At 73.4% G+C, this 14,924-nt stretch carries 16 protein-coding genes; 5 read left to right on the forward strand and 11 right to left on the reverse strand.

The window, feature by feature from the left end:
- Positions 1-78: 78 nt before the first annotated feature.
- The 3 genes from ACZ7GX_RS11030 to ACZ7GX_RS11040 all read right to left on the reverse strand — a co-directional run bounded on the left by ACZ7GX_RS11030 (position 79) and on the right by ACZ7GX_RS11040 (position 2,923).
- Positions 79-1,182, reverse strand: coding sequence for a CapA family protein (locus tag ACZ7GX_RS11030; protein WP_498775274.1), 1,104 nt, complete (start codon positions 1,180-1,182; stop codon positions 79-81).
- Positions 1,183-1,346: 164 nt separating this feature from the next.
- The gene (locus ACZ7GX_RS11035; protein WP_498775276.1) at positions 1,347-1,727 is read right to left on the reverse strand and encodes an STAS domain-containing protein; all 381 of its coding nucleotides are present in this window, start codon (positions 1,725-1,727) and stop codon (positions 1,347-1,349) included.
- A 191-nt stretch (positions 1,728-1,918) separates the two neighbouring features.
- A complete protein-coding gene (locus ACZ7GX_RS11040) occupies positions 1,919-2,923 on the reverse strand; it encodes a zinc-binding alcohol dehydrogenase family protein (protein ID WP_498775687.1) in 1,005 nt (334 codons plus the stop codon).
- Between the two features lie 194 nt (positions 2,924-3,117).
- On the opposite strand from ACZ7GX_RS11040, the gene ACZ7GX_RS11045 reads away from it, so the two are divergent.
- From ACZ7GX_RS11045 to ACZ7GX_RS11065, 5 genes are all read left to right on the forward strand, one after another.
- The gene (locus ACZ7GX_RS11045) at positions 3,118-3,312 is read left to right on the forward strand and encodes a DUF1918 domain-containing protein (RefSeq protein WP_498775278.1); all 195 of its coding nucleotides are present in this window, start codon (positions 3,118-3,120) and stop codon (positions 3,310-3,312) included.
- Between the two features lie 226 nt (positions 3,313-3,538).
- On the forward strand, positions 3,539-4,873 hold the full coding sequence (locus ACZ7GX_RS11050; protein WP_498775280.1) for an extracellular catalytic domain type 1 short-chain-length polyhydroxyalkanoate depolymerase: 1,335 nt from the start codon (positions 3,539-3,541) through the stop codon (positions 4,871-4,873).
- A gap of 416 nt (positions 4,874-5,289) precedes the next feature.
- Positions 5,290-6,312, forward strand: coding sequence for a TerC/Alx family metal homeostasis membrane protein (locus tag ACZ7GX_RS11055; protein ID WP_498775282.1), 1,023 nt, complete (start codon positions 5,290-5,292; stop codon positions 6,310-6,312).
- A 2-nt stretch (positions 6,313-6,314) separates the two neighbouring features.
- On the forward strand, positions 6,315-6,446 hold the full coding sequence (locus tag ACZ7GX_RS11060) for a hypothetical protein (RefSeq protein ID WP_498775284.1): 132 nt from the start codon (positions 6,315-6,317) through the stop codon (positions 6,444-6,446).
- Positions 6,447-6,630: 184 nt separating this feature from the next.
- On the forward strand, positions 6,631-7,791 hold the full coding sequence (locus ACZ7GX_RS11065) for an acyl-CoA dehydrogenase family protein (RefSeq protein WP_498775286.1): 1,161 nt from the start codon (positions 6,631-6,633) through the stop codon (positions 7,789-7,791).
- On the opposite strand, the gene larE is transcribed toward ACZ7GX_RS11065, so the two are convergent.
- From larE to ACZ7GX_RS11105, 8 genes are read right to left on the reverse strand one after another with little or no spacing between them, the layout of a single operon-like run.
- Positions 7,778-8,587 carry an ATP-dependent sacrificial sulfur transferase LarE gene (larE, locus tag ACZ7GX_RS11070; protein WP_498775288.1) on the reverse strand — a complete coding sequence of 270 codons (810 nt, stop codon included), beginning with the start codon at positions 8,585-8,587 and terminating at the stop codon, positions 7,778-7,780. The genes ACZ7GX_RS11065 and larE overlap by 14 nt on opposite strands.
- Positions 8,587-9,750, reverse strand: a complete 1,164-nt coding sequence (larC, locus tag ACZ7GX_RS11075; protein ID WP_498775291.1) for a nickel pincer cofactor biosynthesis protein LarC — start codon at positions 9,748-9,750, stop codon at positions 8,587-8,589. Before larC ends, larE begins: the two co-directional genes overlap by 1 nt.
- Positions 9,747-10,430: a nickel pincer cofactor biosynthesis protein LarB gene (gene larB, locus ACZ7GX_RS11080; protein WP_498775294.1), complete on the reverse strand. Its 684-nt coding sequence runs from the start codon at positions 10,428-10,430 to the stop codon at positions 9,747-9,749. The genes larC and larB overlap by 4 nt, the downstream gene beginning before the upstream one ends.
- A complete protein-coding gene (locus tag ACZ7GX_RS11085; RefSeq protein WP_498775296.1) occupies positions 10,427-11,569 on the reverse strand; it encodes a glycerate kinase in 1,143 nt (380 codons plus the stop codon). Before ACZ7GX_RS11085 ends, larB begins: the two co-directional genes overlap by 4 nt.
- Positions 11,566-12,849 carry a nickel-dependent lactate racemase gene (larA, locus tag ACZ7GX_RS11090; protein ID WP_498775298.1) on the reverse strand — a complete coding sequence of 428 codons (1,284 nt, stop codon included), beginning with the start codon at positions 12,847-12,849 and terminating at the stop codon, positions 11,566-11,568. Before larA ends, ACZ7GX_RS11085 begins: the two co-directional genes overlap by 4 nt.
- Positions 12,849-13,082, reverse strand: coding sequence for a hypothetical protein (locus ACZ7GX_RS11095; RefSeq protein ID WP_498775300.1), 234 nt, complete (start codon positions 13,080-13,082; stop codon positions 12,849-12,851). Before ACZ7GX_RS11095 ends, larA begins: the two co-directional genes overlap by 1 nt.
- The gene (locus ACZ7GX_RS11100; RefSeq protein ID WP_498775302.1) at positions 13,079-14,065 is read right to left on the reverse strand and encodes an aldo/keto reductase; all 987 of its coding nucleotides are present in this window, start codon (positions 14,063-14,065) and stop codon (positions 13,079-13,081) included. The genes ACZ7GX_RS11095 and ACZ7GX_RS11100 overlap by 4 nt, the downstream gene beginning before the upstream one ends.
- The gene (locus ACZ7GX_RS11105) at positions 14,065-14,916 is read right to left on the reverse strand and encodes a fumarylacetoacetate hydrolase family protein (RefSeq protein ID WP_498775304.1); all 852 of its coding nucleotides are present in this window, start codon (positions 14,914-14,916) and stop codon (positions 14,065-14,067) included. Before ACZ7GX_RS11105 ends, ACZ7GX_RS11100 begins: the two co-directional genes overlap by 1 nt.
- Positions 14,917-14,924 lie beyond the last annotated feature (8 nt).

Genomic DNA, 14,924 nt, shown 5'->3' on the forward strand with positions numbered 1-14,924 from the left:
CATGGCATTTCCTCCCCGCTTGGTGCGGACGCTCGACGGTACTGACCCCACGTCGCCGGACGTGTACTGCCCGCCCGGTCACCGGGGTTCGGTGCGCAGTTCGAGCATGCCGTCACGGAGGTCGACACGGGTGCCGAACGGGTGGCTCAGCTGATCCAGGACGGAACGCAGGTGGGCGGTGTCGGCGTCGGCGGTGTGGTGGAGGCGCAGGCGGTTGGCTTTCACCGGGGCCGTCCGCAGGCGGGCGAGGTGGCCCGTGTCCGGGTGGACCGTGGCGAAGTACAGCAGGCGCAGGTCGTCGCGGTACTCCTCGTGACCGGTGATGCCTTCGTAGTCGTTGATGAGGTCGCCGCAGCCGTAGAGGATCAGCTTGCCGTGGTGGAGCTCGATCGGGCGTGGGTGGTGCGAGGAGTGGCCGTGCACGATGTCCACCCCGCCGTCGACGAGTGCGTGCGCGAAGTCGACGTGCGAGTCGGGAACGTCGTAGCCCCAGTTCGACCCCCAGTGCAGCGACACCACGACGACGTCACCGGGACGCTTGATCCGCCGCACGCGGGCGGTGACGTGGTGGGCGGCGGCCCCGGACACGTCCGGCAGCAGGGCGACCCCCGGCCGGTCCGGGGTGGCCGCCCAGCTGCCGGGGATTCCGCTGGACCGGGCCCCGAGCGAGACGAAGACGACCCGGCTCCCGTCGCCCGCGGGGAGGACGGCGGGCTGTTCCGCCTCGCTCGCGGTGCGTCCCGCGCCCGCCACCGCGATCCCTGCCCTGGTCAGCACGTCGAGGGTGTCGACCAGTCCGCGGCGGCCGAAGTCGAGCACGTGGTTGTTGGCGAGCGCGCAGGCGTCGGGTCGGGCCGCGGTCAGGCACGGGACGTTCCCCGGACTCATCCGGTAGTGCAGCCGCTTGGCGGGGTCGATCCTCCCGTCGCGGGTGACGCTGGTCTCCAGGTTGATCAACCGCACATCCGGCGCCTCCTCGGCCAGCACGTGCAGGGCATCTCCCCACGGCCACGCGAAGTCGACCGGGCACGGGATCGGGCCGTTCTCCTGCTCCGCCAACGCAACGTAGGACCGCGCGTCCTCGACCCACGGCTCGTGCAGCCGCGGGTCGCCTGGGTGCGGCAGGATCTGGTCGACCCCGCGCCCGGTCATCACGTCACCGCACAGGAACACCGTGACCACCGGTCGATGGTCCACCTGGAGCCGCGAGATCGCCGACCACCGCACCGACCCGGACCCCGAGCACGAGCCCGAGTCCGAGTCCGGACGACGTCACGGTGACGGCGTCGTCCGGACCGGTGTGGAGGCCGGGTGTCCGGTGCTCGGCGACCGGTGTTCGCCCGCCGTCAGACCACGGGCTGTGCCAGCGCCGCCTCGGTCGCCTCACGCACACCCGACCGCAGGACGACGAGGTCCACGATCCCCGTCTCGGTCAACGGCCTGAGCACGGCGCGCTGGTCGGCGGCCACGGCGAACCGGACGCCCCGCCGTTCGGCCCGGTGCCGCGCCTCGATGAGCATCGACAGGCCGATCGTGCCGAAGAACGTCACCGCGGTGAGGTCGAGCACCAGCACCTCGGACGGCTCGGCCAGGCGGGCGATGACCTCGGTGCGCACGTCGTCGCAGGTCAGCATGTCCACCACGCCGTCGACGCGGATCACCGTGGCGCCGTCGCGCCGGACGGTCTCCACGAGGATGTGTGGAGCAACCTCGACCTGCTCGCTCATCGGACTGCGCCTCCTGGGAAGTCGTCGGACAACACCGTGCCCCGCCGCGGCAACGCGCCGGTCGGCCACCCCATCGTTGCCCACGGCCGGGCGCGGTGTCACCGCCGAACGTGGATGTGCGGTGGTCCGCCGTCGGGGTACGGCAGCGGAGGTACGCACCGATGTCACACGATCGGGTGGTCGTGGTGCGATCACCCGGGGAGGGACGCCACGAGCACGGCGGCGCCGTCGACGCGGTCCGCGGCGAGGTCGGTCAACGCCTGGTCGGCCGCGTCGAGCGGGTAGGGCGTGGTGGTGACCTCCAGCCGGTGCGCGCCCGCGAAGCGCAGGAACTCCGCGGCGTCCTGCCGGGTGTTGGCCGTGACGCTGCGCAACTGCCGTTCCTGGAACAGGTGCGACCGGTAGACCAGCGGCGGGATGTCGGTGAGGTGGATGCCCGCGATCGACAGCGTGCCCCCGCGGTCCAGCGCTTCGAGCGCGGGCCGGACGAGCGTGCCGACCGGGGCGAACAGGATCGCCGAGTCCAGCGGCTCCGGTGGCGGGTCCGCGGCGTCGCCCGCCGACGTCGCGCCGAGGGCCATCGCCAGCTCACGGGCCCGAGCGCTGCGGGTCATGACGTGCACGACGGCCCCACGGGCCAGCGCGACCTGTGCCGCCAGGTGCGCGCTCGCCCCGAAGCCGTAGATGCCCAGCCGTCCGCCCTCGGGCAGTTCCGCGCGCCGCAACGCCCGGTACCCGATGATCCCGGCGCACAGCAACGGGGCCGACTCGGCGTCGGAGTACCCGGCGGGCAGGTGGTGGGCGTAGTCGGCGGGGACCACGGTGAAGTCGGCGTAGCCGCCGTCGGCGTCCCACCCGGTGTAGACCGACTCCGGGCACAGGTTCTCGTCGCCACGCAGGCAGTACCGGCACCGACCGCACGTGCCGCGCAGCCACGCCACGCCCACCCGGTCGCCGATCGCGAACCGGTCGTCGTCGGACCGGACGACCTCGCCGACGACCTCGTGCCCGGGCACGACCCCGGGACGGTGCACGGGCAAGTCGCCTTCGGTGACGTGCAGGTCGGTGCGGCAGACCCCGCAGACCAGCACCCTGAGCAGCAGCTCCCCCGGTCCCGGCTCGGGCACCGGATCCCGGTGCTGCACCAGCGGCCCGCCCGCCATCGGGCCGGGCCGGTCCACGTGCCACGCCCGCATGGTGCTCACCGGTCGATCGTCGCACCGATCCTCCCCCGCGCACACGGAGCCCGGGGCGCCCCGCCGATGACGGTCGGCACATCGACCGCCGTCACGGCGGGTGATCCCCGTTCGGGTCGCACATTCCCCCGGAGGCTCGACACGGCCCGGTCAGGGGTATCCCATGCTGGAGTCGTCCAGAGGAGGGATGTGCCATGCGGGCAACCGTCGGTGACGAGCTGTTGGTGCACGGCAAGGTCGTCGGGCAGCACGACCGCACCGCCGAGATCCTCGAAGTGCTGGGGAAGGACGGCGAGCCGCCTTACCGGGTGCGGTTCGAGGACGGGCACGAGACCGTCATCCTGCCCAGCCCGGATGCGATCGTGCGCCACGCGAAGGGCGAGGCGTAAGCACTCGGGCAGACCCGACGCGCACTGTCCACAACAGACAGTCGCGTCCGCGGGGGGTGAACCCGATCGCACCCGGTGCTAATGAGACGCACAGATCGTTCCGGGGCTTGCCGGTTGGAACTGTTTCGCTCGATACTTCGTAACGTTTCAGCCCCGACACTGGCGTCGGGAGACGGGTGGCCCTCCGGCGGAACCGTCTCTCGCTTACCTGCCGAGGAACGGTCCGATGAACCTGAAGAACTTGTTACCCGGCGCCGTCCTGGCGGTCGCGGGGGCGATGGTCGCGGCGTTGTTGGCGTTCGCCGCGCCGCAAGCGTCGGCGGCGAGCCTGACCCAGGTGACGAACTTCGGCACCAACCCCACCAACCTGCAGATGCACCTGTACGTCCCGGACCGCGTGGCCGCCAAGCCCGGGATCCTGCTGGCCATCCACTACTGCGGCGGGTCCGGGCCGGGATTTCACTCCCAGACCCAGTACGCGTCCCTGGCCGACCGCCACGGCTTCATCGTGATCTACCCGACCGTCACGCGCAGCAGCAAGTGCTGGGACGTCTCGTCACCGGCGGCACTGCGCCGCGGTGGCGGCAGCGACCCGGTCGGGCTGATGGCGATGGTCGACTACGTCAAGCAGCGCCACAACGGCGACCCCGGCCGGATCTTCGCCACCGGCACCTCCTCCGGCGCGATGATGACCAACGTCCTGCTCGGCGTCTACCCGGACGTCTTCCAGGCCGGCGCTTCGTTCGCCGGCGTCCCGTTCGCGTGCTTCGCCACCACCAACGGCTCGGAGTGGAACAGCCAGTGCTCCAGCGGCCAGTCGATCAAGACCCCGCAGCAGTGGGGCGACCTCGTCCGCGCGGCCTACCCCGGCTACACCGGCCCCAGGCCCAGGATGCAGATCTGGCACGGCACCAACGACGACACGCTGCGCTACCCCAACTTCGGCGAGCAGGTCAAGCAGTGGACGAACGTCCACGGACTGGGCCAGACGCCGACGTTCACCGACACGCCGCAGTCCGGCTACACGCGCACCCGCTACGGCAGCAGCGGCGGGATGGCGCCGGTCGAGGCGATCAGCATGCAGGGCGTCAGCCACAACATCCCCGTCGACGCCGCCCAGGTCATCCGCTTCTTCGGGCTCGACGGCACCCCACCCACCAGCACCACCACTACGACCACGACCACGACCACGACCACGACGACCAGCACTACGACCACCACGACCACGACGCCGCAGCCCGGTGACGGCTGCCGGGTCGAGTACACCGTGAGCGCCTGGAACACCGGCTTCACGTCGTCGATCACCATCACCAACACCGGCAGCGCGGCGATCAACGGCTGGAGCCTCGCGTTCGCCCTCCCGGGCGGGCAGACGATCACCAGCGGCTGGAGCGCCACCTACGCGCCGACCACCGGCGCGGTGACCGCCCGGAACGTCTCGTACAACGGCGCCATCGCGCCCGGCACGTCGGTGGGCATCGGCTTCCAGGCCAACCACACCGGCAACACCGGCGAACCGTCCTCGTTCACGCTCAACGGGTCGGCCTGCACCGTCGCCTGAACCTGCGGGTTCCCGGCCCGCCGCCGGGAACCCGCAGTGGCCCCCTGAACCTCGGTGCACCATCGCTTCGGGTGCTCCGCCGCCGAGCACCTCCCGGACCGTGGGTGCGACTCCATCGCGCTGTCGACCAGGACGAGCCGCGGGCAGCGGTCTCGGCACGCCCGCCGACCCGGTGAGCAGGGAGCCGTACCTCCTCACCGGTGCTCCGGCGGTGGCGCACTGCGATACCCGATTGAGCGATACCGTCTACCTTTACCGGGGCTTTACTCGCTGACCGCGCGGCCGGATACTGGCGTCGAGGGGAGTACTTCCCAAGCGCCTGCCCGGTCAGTACGGACACCTCGGTCGATGTCCTCGGGAGGCCGCCCCGGTCGGGGTGAAGGAGACCTCGAACATCGACTGTTCGGGGAGGTTCGGTGCCCCTGTCAGCGGCGGTTTCGGCGGAGGTCGTCGGCACGCCCGGTCTGTGGTTGGTCAGCATCGCCGTCCTCGTCGCGCTGCTGGTCGCCGACTTCGCGGTCACCCACCGGCCGCACGAGGTGTCGATGCGGGAAGCGGTCGGGTGGTCGGCGTTCTACCTGACCTTGCCGGTGGTGTTCGGGGCCTGGTTGTGGAACACCGCCGGCAGCGGCCGGGCGCTGGAGTTCATGACCGGGTTCGTCGTCGAGAAGTCCCTGTCGGTGGACAACCTGTTCGTCTTCATGCTGCTGCTCGCCGTCTTCGCCGTCCCCTCTGACGTGCGGCAACGCGTGCTGCTCTTCGGCATCGTCGGCGCGTTGGCGCTGCGCGGCGTGTTCATCGCCGCCGGCGCGGCCATGCTGTCGGCGGGCACGTGGGCGTTCCTCGTGTTCGGGCTCATCCTGTTCGTCTCGGCGCTGAAGATCCTGCACGAGGCGCTCACCGGGAACGTCGCCCTGCGTGAGGTCTCCCGGATGCGCTCCGTCCGGCTGTTGCGGCGCCTGATGCCCGTCACCGACGACTACCGCGGCACCCGCCTGACCGTGCGCGAACACGGCCGACGCGCGCTCACCCCGCTGGCGGTCGTCGTGGTCGCCGTCTTCGCCACGGACATGGTGTTCGCCGTCGACTCGGTGCCGGCCGTCTACGGCATCACCGACGACCCCTACCTCGTGTTCGCCACCAACGCGTTCGCCCTGCTCGGCCTGCGCGCCCTGTACTTCGTCCTGCACACCGCCCTGGCCAAGCTCGTCCACCTCAACCACGGGCTGGCCGTCATCCTCGCCTTCATCGGGGCGAAGCTCGTGCTGCACTGGGCCCACGGCATCTGGCCGGACGTGCCCGAGATCCCCACCCCGGTCTCGCTGGCGGTGATCATCGCCGTGCTCGCGACCGTCATCCTGACCAGCCTGCGCTCCCGACGCCGCGCCGGGCCCTCCGCCCGCCGGCCGAGCGAGAAGGCCACCACACCACAGGACTGACCATGCTCTTCGAGTGGCTCTTCGACGTGCTCATCACCACCTTGATCACCGTGCTGGTCCTCGCCTCACTGGTGATCACCTGCGCCGCCCTGAACCCACCGCGCGGACCGCACCCCCCGCCCCGCAGCCGGTGACCCCACGGGGTGATCGCGCCGACGAGGTGCCCGGGTCGGGCGTGCCGGACCGGCACCCGACCGGGGCTACCGGCGCGGCCGCGGAGAGCCGATAGTGATCCGGTTCAAGGTCGCACCACCGTCGAGAAGTCGCGCGCCGCGGTGGCCGACGAGGGCCAGGCCGACGCTGGAGGATCCGGAACCCATGACCATGCCGATGCCCGACGACCACCCCCTCGGGCCGCCCCCGGACGAGCAGTCGTGGGTCCGGGTCGCCGCGGACCTGGCCACCGGTTTCGCCGCCACCGCCGACGAGTTCGACCGGACCGCGCAACTGCCGGTCGCGAACCTGCGGGCCCTGCACGCCAGCGGTCTCGACCAGGCCACGCTGCCGCGCGAGTGGGGCGGGCAGTCGCTGAGCTACCGCACGGTCGGCGCGGTCCTGCGGGTCCTCAGCGCCGCCGACCCGTCCACCGCCTGCGTGTGGCTCATGCACATCGGCGCCGCCGAAGGCCTCGTGCGCCACTCCGCCCCCGACGCGGCCCGGTACTACGCCGACGAGCTCATCGCGGGCCGCCGCTTCGCCAACGCCCTGTCCGAACCGTCGGGCGGCAACCAGTTCCTCTCACCGCAGCAGGTCGCCGAACCCGTCGACGGCGGGTACCGGCTCACCGGCGCGAAGCGGTTCGTGTCCGGCTGCGAGATCGCCGACCACTTCCTCGTCAACGCGCTCGTGGACGGGCAACCCACCCTGTTCGGGCTCGAACCCGACCACACCGTGACCTTCGAGCCGCAGGACACCCTGGGCCTGCGCGCCACCCGCAGCCACCTGATCGGGCTCAACGGCACCGTGCTGCGCTCCGACCGGCGGTGCCCGCCGTCCCCGCAGCCCAAGCCCAACCACATCGCCGCCGGCCTGGCCTGGCTCTCCCTCGGCATCGCCGACACCGCCCTGGACACGCTCGTCCGCTACGCACGCGGACGAACCCTGCCCTCGACCGGACAGCCCCTGGCGGCCGAGCAGCGCCTCCAGTTCGAGGTCGCCGACGCCGTGCTCCGGCTCGAAGCCGCCGCGCTGGTCGCCCACAACACCGCCTGGCTCGCCGACCGCGACTCGCCCCTCTTCCTGCCCGCCGCGACGCGCGCGAAGCCCACGGCGAACCAGGTCGCCCGCGACGTCGCGCAGCTGTGCCTCCAGGTCGGCGGCGGGTCCGGCTTCGTCGCCACCTCGCCGATCCAACGGATCTTCCGCGACGCGCAGGCCGGGTGGCTGATGGCCCACTCCGTGGAGTTCTGCCTCAACCTCATCGGCGCCGACGCCATGCTCGCGCCCCGCGACGAGCCCGACCAGGTCACTCGTGGTTGAGCGCACCCGACCGGAACACCGCCAGCTCGACGCCGTCGAACCCCGCCGCGCGCACGACCTCGGTGAGCGCGGGGCCGATCCCCGGCCGGTCGACCAGGTCGGGGTCGAGTTCGACCCGGCCCACGTCACCGAGGTCGCGCACGCGCAGGTCCCAGCTCGGCGTCCCCGCGCTCACCAGCCACGCCCGGACCGCCGCCTCGGCGCGTTCGACCCGCGCCAGGCGTGAGGGTGTGATCGCCACGCCGTAGCGCACCCGGCTCGCCAGGCAGGGCATCGCCGGCTTGTCCCAGGTGGACAGCCCCCAGTGCCGGCTCACCGCGCGGACGTCGGCCTTGGTCATCCCGAGGTCGCGCAACGGGGTCCGCACGCCGATCTCGTCGCCGGCGCGGATGCCCGGTCGGAACGGGTCGCGCGCGTCGTCGGCGTTCACCCCGGTCGCCACCGCGGTCAGGCCGTGGTCGCGGGCGACGGACGTGATGGTGTCCAGCACGGTGGACTTGCAGAAGTAGCAGCGGTCCCGGCCGTTCGCCGCGTACGCGGGGTTGTCCAGCTCGGCGGTACCCGGCGTGACGTGCCGGACACCGAGGCCGTCGGCGAACGCGACCGCGACCGCGAGCTCGGCGGCGGCCAGGCTCGCCGAGTCGGCGGTGACGGCGAGCACCGCGTCGGGCCCCAAGGCGCGCGCCGCGGCGGCGAGCACGAGCGCGGAGTCCACGCCGCCGGAGAAGGCGACGGCGACCGGGCCGACGTCGGCCAACCGCGCCACGAGTCGGTCGGCGGTGGTGGCGGTGTCCATCAGGGCTCCTCGGGGCTCTCGGCGGCCATGGCGAGCACGGTGCGCAGGGGCAGGCCCGTCCGCCGGGCGACGGCGACGGCGTCGTCGTACTCCGGCTTGCCGTGGTGCGGTCCGTGCTTGCGGCGCACCGGCATGCCGTTGACGTGCACGGTGTCGGTGCTGCGGGGCAGGGCCGTGCGCCGCACGCCGGTCCGCCGCACGCCGAGGGAGCCCGTCTCCACCAGCATCCGTCGTTCGATCCCGTCGGCGGTCTCCGGTGCGGCCAGCGCGTGCAGGACGTGGCCCGGTCTGCCCTTCTTCATCGTGGCCGGGGTGATCCAGCTGTCCAGCGCGCCCGCGTCCAGCAGCAGGGCGACGACGTAGCCGAGGACCTCGCCGGTGACGTCGTCGAGGTTGGTCTCCAGCACCACGAGGTCGCGTACTTCCCCTGCTTCGTCGTGGCGGGCGTCCAGGTCGCCGAGTCGCACCACGGCGACGTTGGGCCGGTCGGGCAGCGTCCTGGTGCCCACGCCGTAACCGGTGGCCGCCATGCGCATCTCCGGCACGGGACCGTAGTCCGCGCCGATCGCGAGCAGCAGCGCCGCGGCGGTCGGCGTCACGGTCTCGCCGCGCAGGGTGGTGCCGACGACGTGTGCGCCTTCCAGCAGCGCCGAGGTGGCCGGGGCCGGGCAGGGCAGCACCCCGTGCGCGGTGCGGACCGACCCGCTGCCGATCGGCAACGCCTCGCAGTGCACGGCCCGCACGTCCAGGGCGTGCAGCGCGGCGGCCACGCCGACGATGTCCACGAGGGTGTCGTGACCGCCGAGCTCGTGCAGGTGGACCTGGTCGGGGTCCTCGCCGTGCAGGCGTCCCTCGACCTCGGCGATGGCCCGCAGCGCGGCGACGGCGGTCTGAGCCACGGCCGGTTCGCGGACCCTGGACGCCATGGCGATCAGCTCGCCCGCCTTGCGGCTCGTCGCGTCGTCGGACACCGACACGACGGCGCGGCGGCCGGTGAGCCCGTGCGTGAGCACCGGGGTGACGGTGAGGTCCCAGCCGGTCAGGCCGGTGTCGGTGACGGCCGCGCGGATCGCGTCCTGCGGTGCACCCGCGTCCACCAGCGCGGCCAGCAGCATGTCACCGGCCAGCCCGGTGAACGGCGAGATCACGCACACCCGGCTCACGTCGTCCTCCGCCCCGCCACGCGGGCGAGCCGGAACGCGGCCATCGCGGCGCCGAACCCGGAGTCGATGTTCACCACGGTGATGCCCGCCGCGCAGGAGGCGTGCATCGCCAGCAACGCGGTGATGCCCTCCAGGCCGGCGCCGTAGCCGGTCGAGGTGGGCACGGCCACCACCGGGCACGCGACCAGGCCCCCGATCGCGCTCGCCAGCGCGCCTTCCATGCCCGCGACAACGATCACGGTGTCCGCGGCCCGCAGCCGGTCCTGCTCGGCCAGCAACCGGTGCAGGCCGGCCACGCCGACGTCGGTGACCGTGGTGACGCCGAGTCCCACGGCGGTCGCGACGGCGGCGGCCTCCCGCGCCACCGGCAGGTCGGCCGTGCCCGCCGCGGCCACCACCACGTCGAACCCGGTCGGCGCGGCCGGGCGCCACACCACCAGCCGCGCTCCGCTGTCGTACGCGCCGTCGGGCACGGCGGCCAGCACGGCCGCCGCCGCGTCGGGCTCCACGCGGGTGGCCAGCACCGGGCCGTCGTTGTGCCGCAACAACGTCCGCACGATCCCGCTGATCTGCTCGGGCGTCTTCCCGCTGCCGTAGATGACCTCGGGCAGGCCTTGGCGCGCTTCGCGGTCCACGTCGACCCTGGCGAACCCGAGGTCGACCGCCTCCGGTCCGGTCATGGTCGCGCTCCCCGGGTGGCGGTGAAGGGCGCGTGCGCGAGGAGCTCGCTCCCGATGGCCCTGAGCAGCTCGGGCGCCTGCCGCATCGCCGTGTCGAGGTCGCCCGCGCGCTCCAGCAGCGACCACGCGGCGACCACGCCGACCTCGCGCAGCCGTTCGGGGGTGAGCCGGACGTCGCCGGCGACGACCACGACCGGCACGCCGTGCCGCCGTGCCGCCTCGGCCACGCCGATCGGCGCCTTGCCGCGCAGGCTCTGCTCGTCGAACCGGCCTTCGCCGACCACGACGAGCGAAGCCCCGCGCAACGCGTCCTCGACGCCGATCGCCCGCAGGACGAAGTCGGCACCGGACGTCCGCCGGGCGTCGAGGGCGGCCAACGCGGCGAACCCCGCGCCACCGGCCGCGCCCGCGCCGGGTTCCCCGCTCAGGTCCCGCCCGGTCTCCTCCGCCACGACGGCGGCGAACCGGCGGAGCCCTCGCTCCAGCACTTGCACGTCCCTGGGCGTCGCGCCCTTCTGCGGCGCGAACACCGCGGCGGCGCCGTTCGGGCCGGTCAGGGGGTTGTCCACGTCCGAGGCCAGGGTCACGCGCGCGTGCGCCAGCCTCGGGTCCAGCCCAGACAGGTCGACGCGCGCCGTGCCGGTCAACGCCGCGCCGCCGGGGCCGATCGGCTCGCCCGAGGCGCCGGTGACGCGCGCGCCCAGGGCGCGCAGCAGGCCCGCTCCCCCGTCCGTGGTGGCGCTGCCGCCCACGGCGAGCACGATGTCGGCGCAGCCGCGGTCCAGCGCGGCGCGGATCAGCTCACCGGTGCCGCAGGTGTCGGCGGTGAGCGGCGCGAGCCAGCCGTCGGGCAGCACGTCCAACCCGCTGGCCTGGGCCAGCTCGACCACCGCCCGGTCACCGCGCACGGCGAACGCGGCCCGCACCGGTTCGCCCGTGGGACCGGTGACCTCGACGCGCACCTCGTCGTAGCCGGCGCGCACCAACGCCGCCACGGTGCCCTCGCCGCCGTCGGCGACGGGCATCGCCACCGCCTGGCCGTCCGCGTCCGCCACGCCGTCGACCACCGCCGCACAGGCATCGGCGGCGGACACCGAGCCCCGGAACTTGTCCAGGCAGACCAGGACCGTCCCGTTCACCGGCCCGGCCCTTCGACGTAGGGGATCGTCTGCGGGCCTTCCGGCAGCACGCACAGCCGGGCATCGGGCCCGGCCGCGGCGAGGGCTTCGGCGACGGTCGCGGAGATGTCCGCGGTCTGCCGCAGGTGGGCGGTGGCCAGGTCGGCGTCGCTGAGGTAGGAGGTGTGCATGACGACCCGGCAGTCGGCCTGGATGCGCGCCTGGATCTGGACCTGCCACTGGTCGGGCACGGTGACCGGCCGCGCGGAGATCTCCGCGAGCAGCGCCTCGGGCGAGGCCGCGGAGGCCAGCACCTCGCGGTAGGAGCCGTGGTCGGGGAAGCCGTCGCGGCACTCGGCCGCGCACACGATCACCCCGCCCGCCTTGACCACCTGGTAGGCGGCCGACATGCCCTTCACCGACTGGTAGAGGTTCTGGTCCAGCGGATAGCCGGAGTTGGTGGTCACCACGACGTCGAACGGGCGGGGCACCGGCCGCATGGCGACCTCGCGCGCGGTCCGCACCGCCTCGGCGTGCATGGCGAGCAGGTCACCGCCGAACGCGGCGACGACCTCCTTGTCCTGGTTGAGGACCACGTCGAAGCCGAACGTCACGCCGGTGGCGTCCGCGATGGCGCGCACGTCGTCGTGCACGGGGTTGCCCTCGATGATCCCCCACGTCGCCCGCGGGTCGCCGATCCGGCGCGCGTCGTGCAGCACCAGCACCGTCTCCAGCGCCGCCAGGCCCGGCGCGACGAGCTTCGGGCCGCCCGAGAAACCGGCGAAGAAGTGCGGCTCGACGAAACCGGTGGTGATGCGCACGTCCGCGTCGACCCAGTCCCGGTTCAGCCACACGGGCACGCCCGCGCCGAACTCGCCCATCCACGTCAGAGCGCTCCGGTCGCGGGCGTCGTGGTTGACGATCCGCACCGAGTCGACCACCTCGTCGCCGAACATCCGGCGCAGCTCGGCCTCCGTGTTGCCCCGGTGCGTCCCCGTGGCGACCAGCACCACGACGTCGTCGAGGTCGACCAGGCCGTCCAGCTCCTCCAGGATGGCCGGGATCATCAGCTCCCGGGGCTGCGGGCGCGTCCCGTCGCAGGCGGAGATCGCCACGGTCTGCCCTGGGCGCACGCGGTCCCGCAGCGGCGGCCCGGCGACCGGGGTGCGCAGGGCACGGCGGAGGATCTCCTTCGGCGCTTCGGTCGCCTGGCGGTGCCCGGGTGTCACCACGGTGGTCACCGCCGGGTCGACCCGCAGGTCCAACCCGGTCTCGCCGTAGGCCAGTCGCACCGTGCGCATCAGCTGTCCCCCAACCGGTTGCCGCGGGCGGCGGTGCCACCGACGCGCCGGTCCCGCCCCGCCGGCACGCGGACCGGCCGGTCGGAGCCGATCATAAGCCGGTCGGGGCCGAACGCCTCCGGCACGACGTCGACGCGGGGCCGCGGGTACGCCGGCCCGAAGTCACGCCCGCCGCCGCCCTGCGGCCGGGCGGGGAGGTGCCGTGAGCGGTGGTGGGCGTCGATCCGGATCACTGCGCTCGCTCCTGCTCCAACGCGTCGAGTTCCGACCACAGCGCCTCGGGGATCACGGTGGCGGCGTGCCCGGCGTTCTCGGCGACTTCCCGTGGGTTCCGGGCGCCGACGACGACGCCGGTCACCGCCGGGTGCCGCAGCGGGAAGCGCAGTGCGGCGGCGGCCAGGGGGACGCCGTGCGCGGCGCAGCGCTCGGCCAGGACGAGGGCCCGCCGGCGCACCCCGTCCGGGGCGGGGGCGTAGTCGTAGGAGGCGCCGGGGGCCGGGTCGGCGAGGATGCCGCTGTTGAAGACCCCGCCCACGAGGACGCCCACCCGCCGCTGCTCGCACAGCGGCAGCAGGTCGTCGGCCGCGCTCCGGTCGAGCAGGGAGTACCGGCCGGCCACGAGCACGCAGTCCACGTCGGTCTCGGCGACGAACCGGGTGAGCATCGCCGTCTGGTTCATGCCCGCCCCGATCGCCCGCACCGCGCCCTCGGCCCGAAGCCGCTCCAGCGCCGGGTACGCCCCGGTAACGGCGTCCTCCCAGTGCTCGTCGGGGTCGTGGATCAGCACGACGTCGAAGGAGTCGAGGCCGGACCGCTCCAGGCTCTCCGACAACGACCGGTAGACGCCCGCCGCGCTGTAGTCGCGGACGCGGACCAGACCTTGCCCGTCGTGGAAGCCCTCGTCGCCGGGCGCGGTCTCGCCGGGCACCAGCAGCCGGCCGGCCTTGGTCGACACCGTGAACTCCGCCCGGGGCCGGGTGGCCAGGAACGCCCCGAGGCGCCGTTCGGCCAGGCCCGCGCCGTAGTGGGGCGCGGTGTCGAAGTAGCGGACGCCGGTGGCCCACGCCGTCTCCAGCGCGGCGGCGGCCTGCTCCTCCGCGACCGCCGAGAACAACCCGGCCAGCGGCGCGGTGCCCAAGCCGAGCCGGCTCACCGTGACGTCCGAGCGGCCGAGCGGCACCCGTTCGGTGAACCACTGCGGGGTCGCGGAGGTCATCACGCCTGTCCCAGGACGTGGCGCTGCCGGCCCAGCCCGTCGATCTCGGCCTCGACGACGTCACCGGCACGCAGGTAGGGGAAGTCGTTGGCGCCGAAGGCGACGCCGGCCGGGGTACCGGTGTTGATCACGTCACCCGGCTCCAGCACCATGAACCGGCTGAGGTACCAGACGACGTGGCGGACACCGAAGATCATGTCCTTGGTGTGGCCGTCCTGGCGCAGCTCGCCGTTGACCCGCAACCGCATCCCCAGTCCCTGCGGGTCGCCCACCTCGTCGGGCGTGACCAGCCAGGGGCCGAGCGGGTTGAACGTCTCGCACGACTTGCCCTTGTCCCACGTCCCGCCCCGCTCGTGCTGGAACGCCCGTTCGGTGACGTCGTCGGCGATGGCGTACCCCGCGATGACGTCGTCGGCGTCGGCCGGCGAGTCCAGGTAGCGCGCCGTGCGGCCGATGACCACCGCCAGCTCGACCTCGTAGTCGGTCTTGACGCTGTCGCGCGGGACGAGGACCGCGTCGTCGGGACCGACGACCGTGTTCGAGGCCTTCAGGAAGATGACCGGCTCGGCGGGCGGGGGCGTCGCGGTCTCGGCGGCGTGGTCGGCGTAGTTCAGCCCGACGCAGACGACCTTCCCCGGCCGGGCGACCGGGGCGCCGATCCGCAGGCCCGTGATGTCGATCGGGTCCACCGCGCCGTCGGCGAGGGCCGCCCGGACCCGGTCCACGCCGCCGCCCGCCAGGAAGGCGCCGTCGATGTCGGCGGTCAACCCGGTCAGGTCGTAGGCGGCGCCGCGGGCGTCGAGGACGACGGGCCGCTCGTGGCCCGCCGGGCCCACGCGCAGGAACTTCATCGGGGTTC

The sequence above is a fragment of the Actinosynnema sp. NPDC037264 genome, from assembly GCF_055603705.1.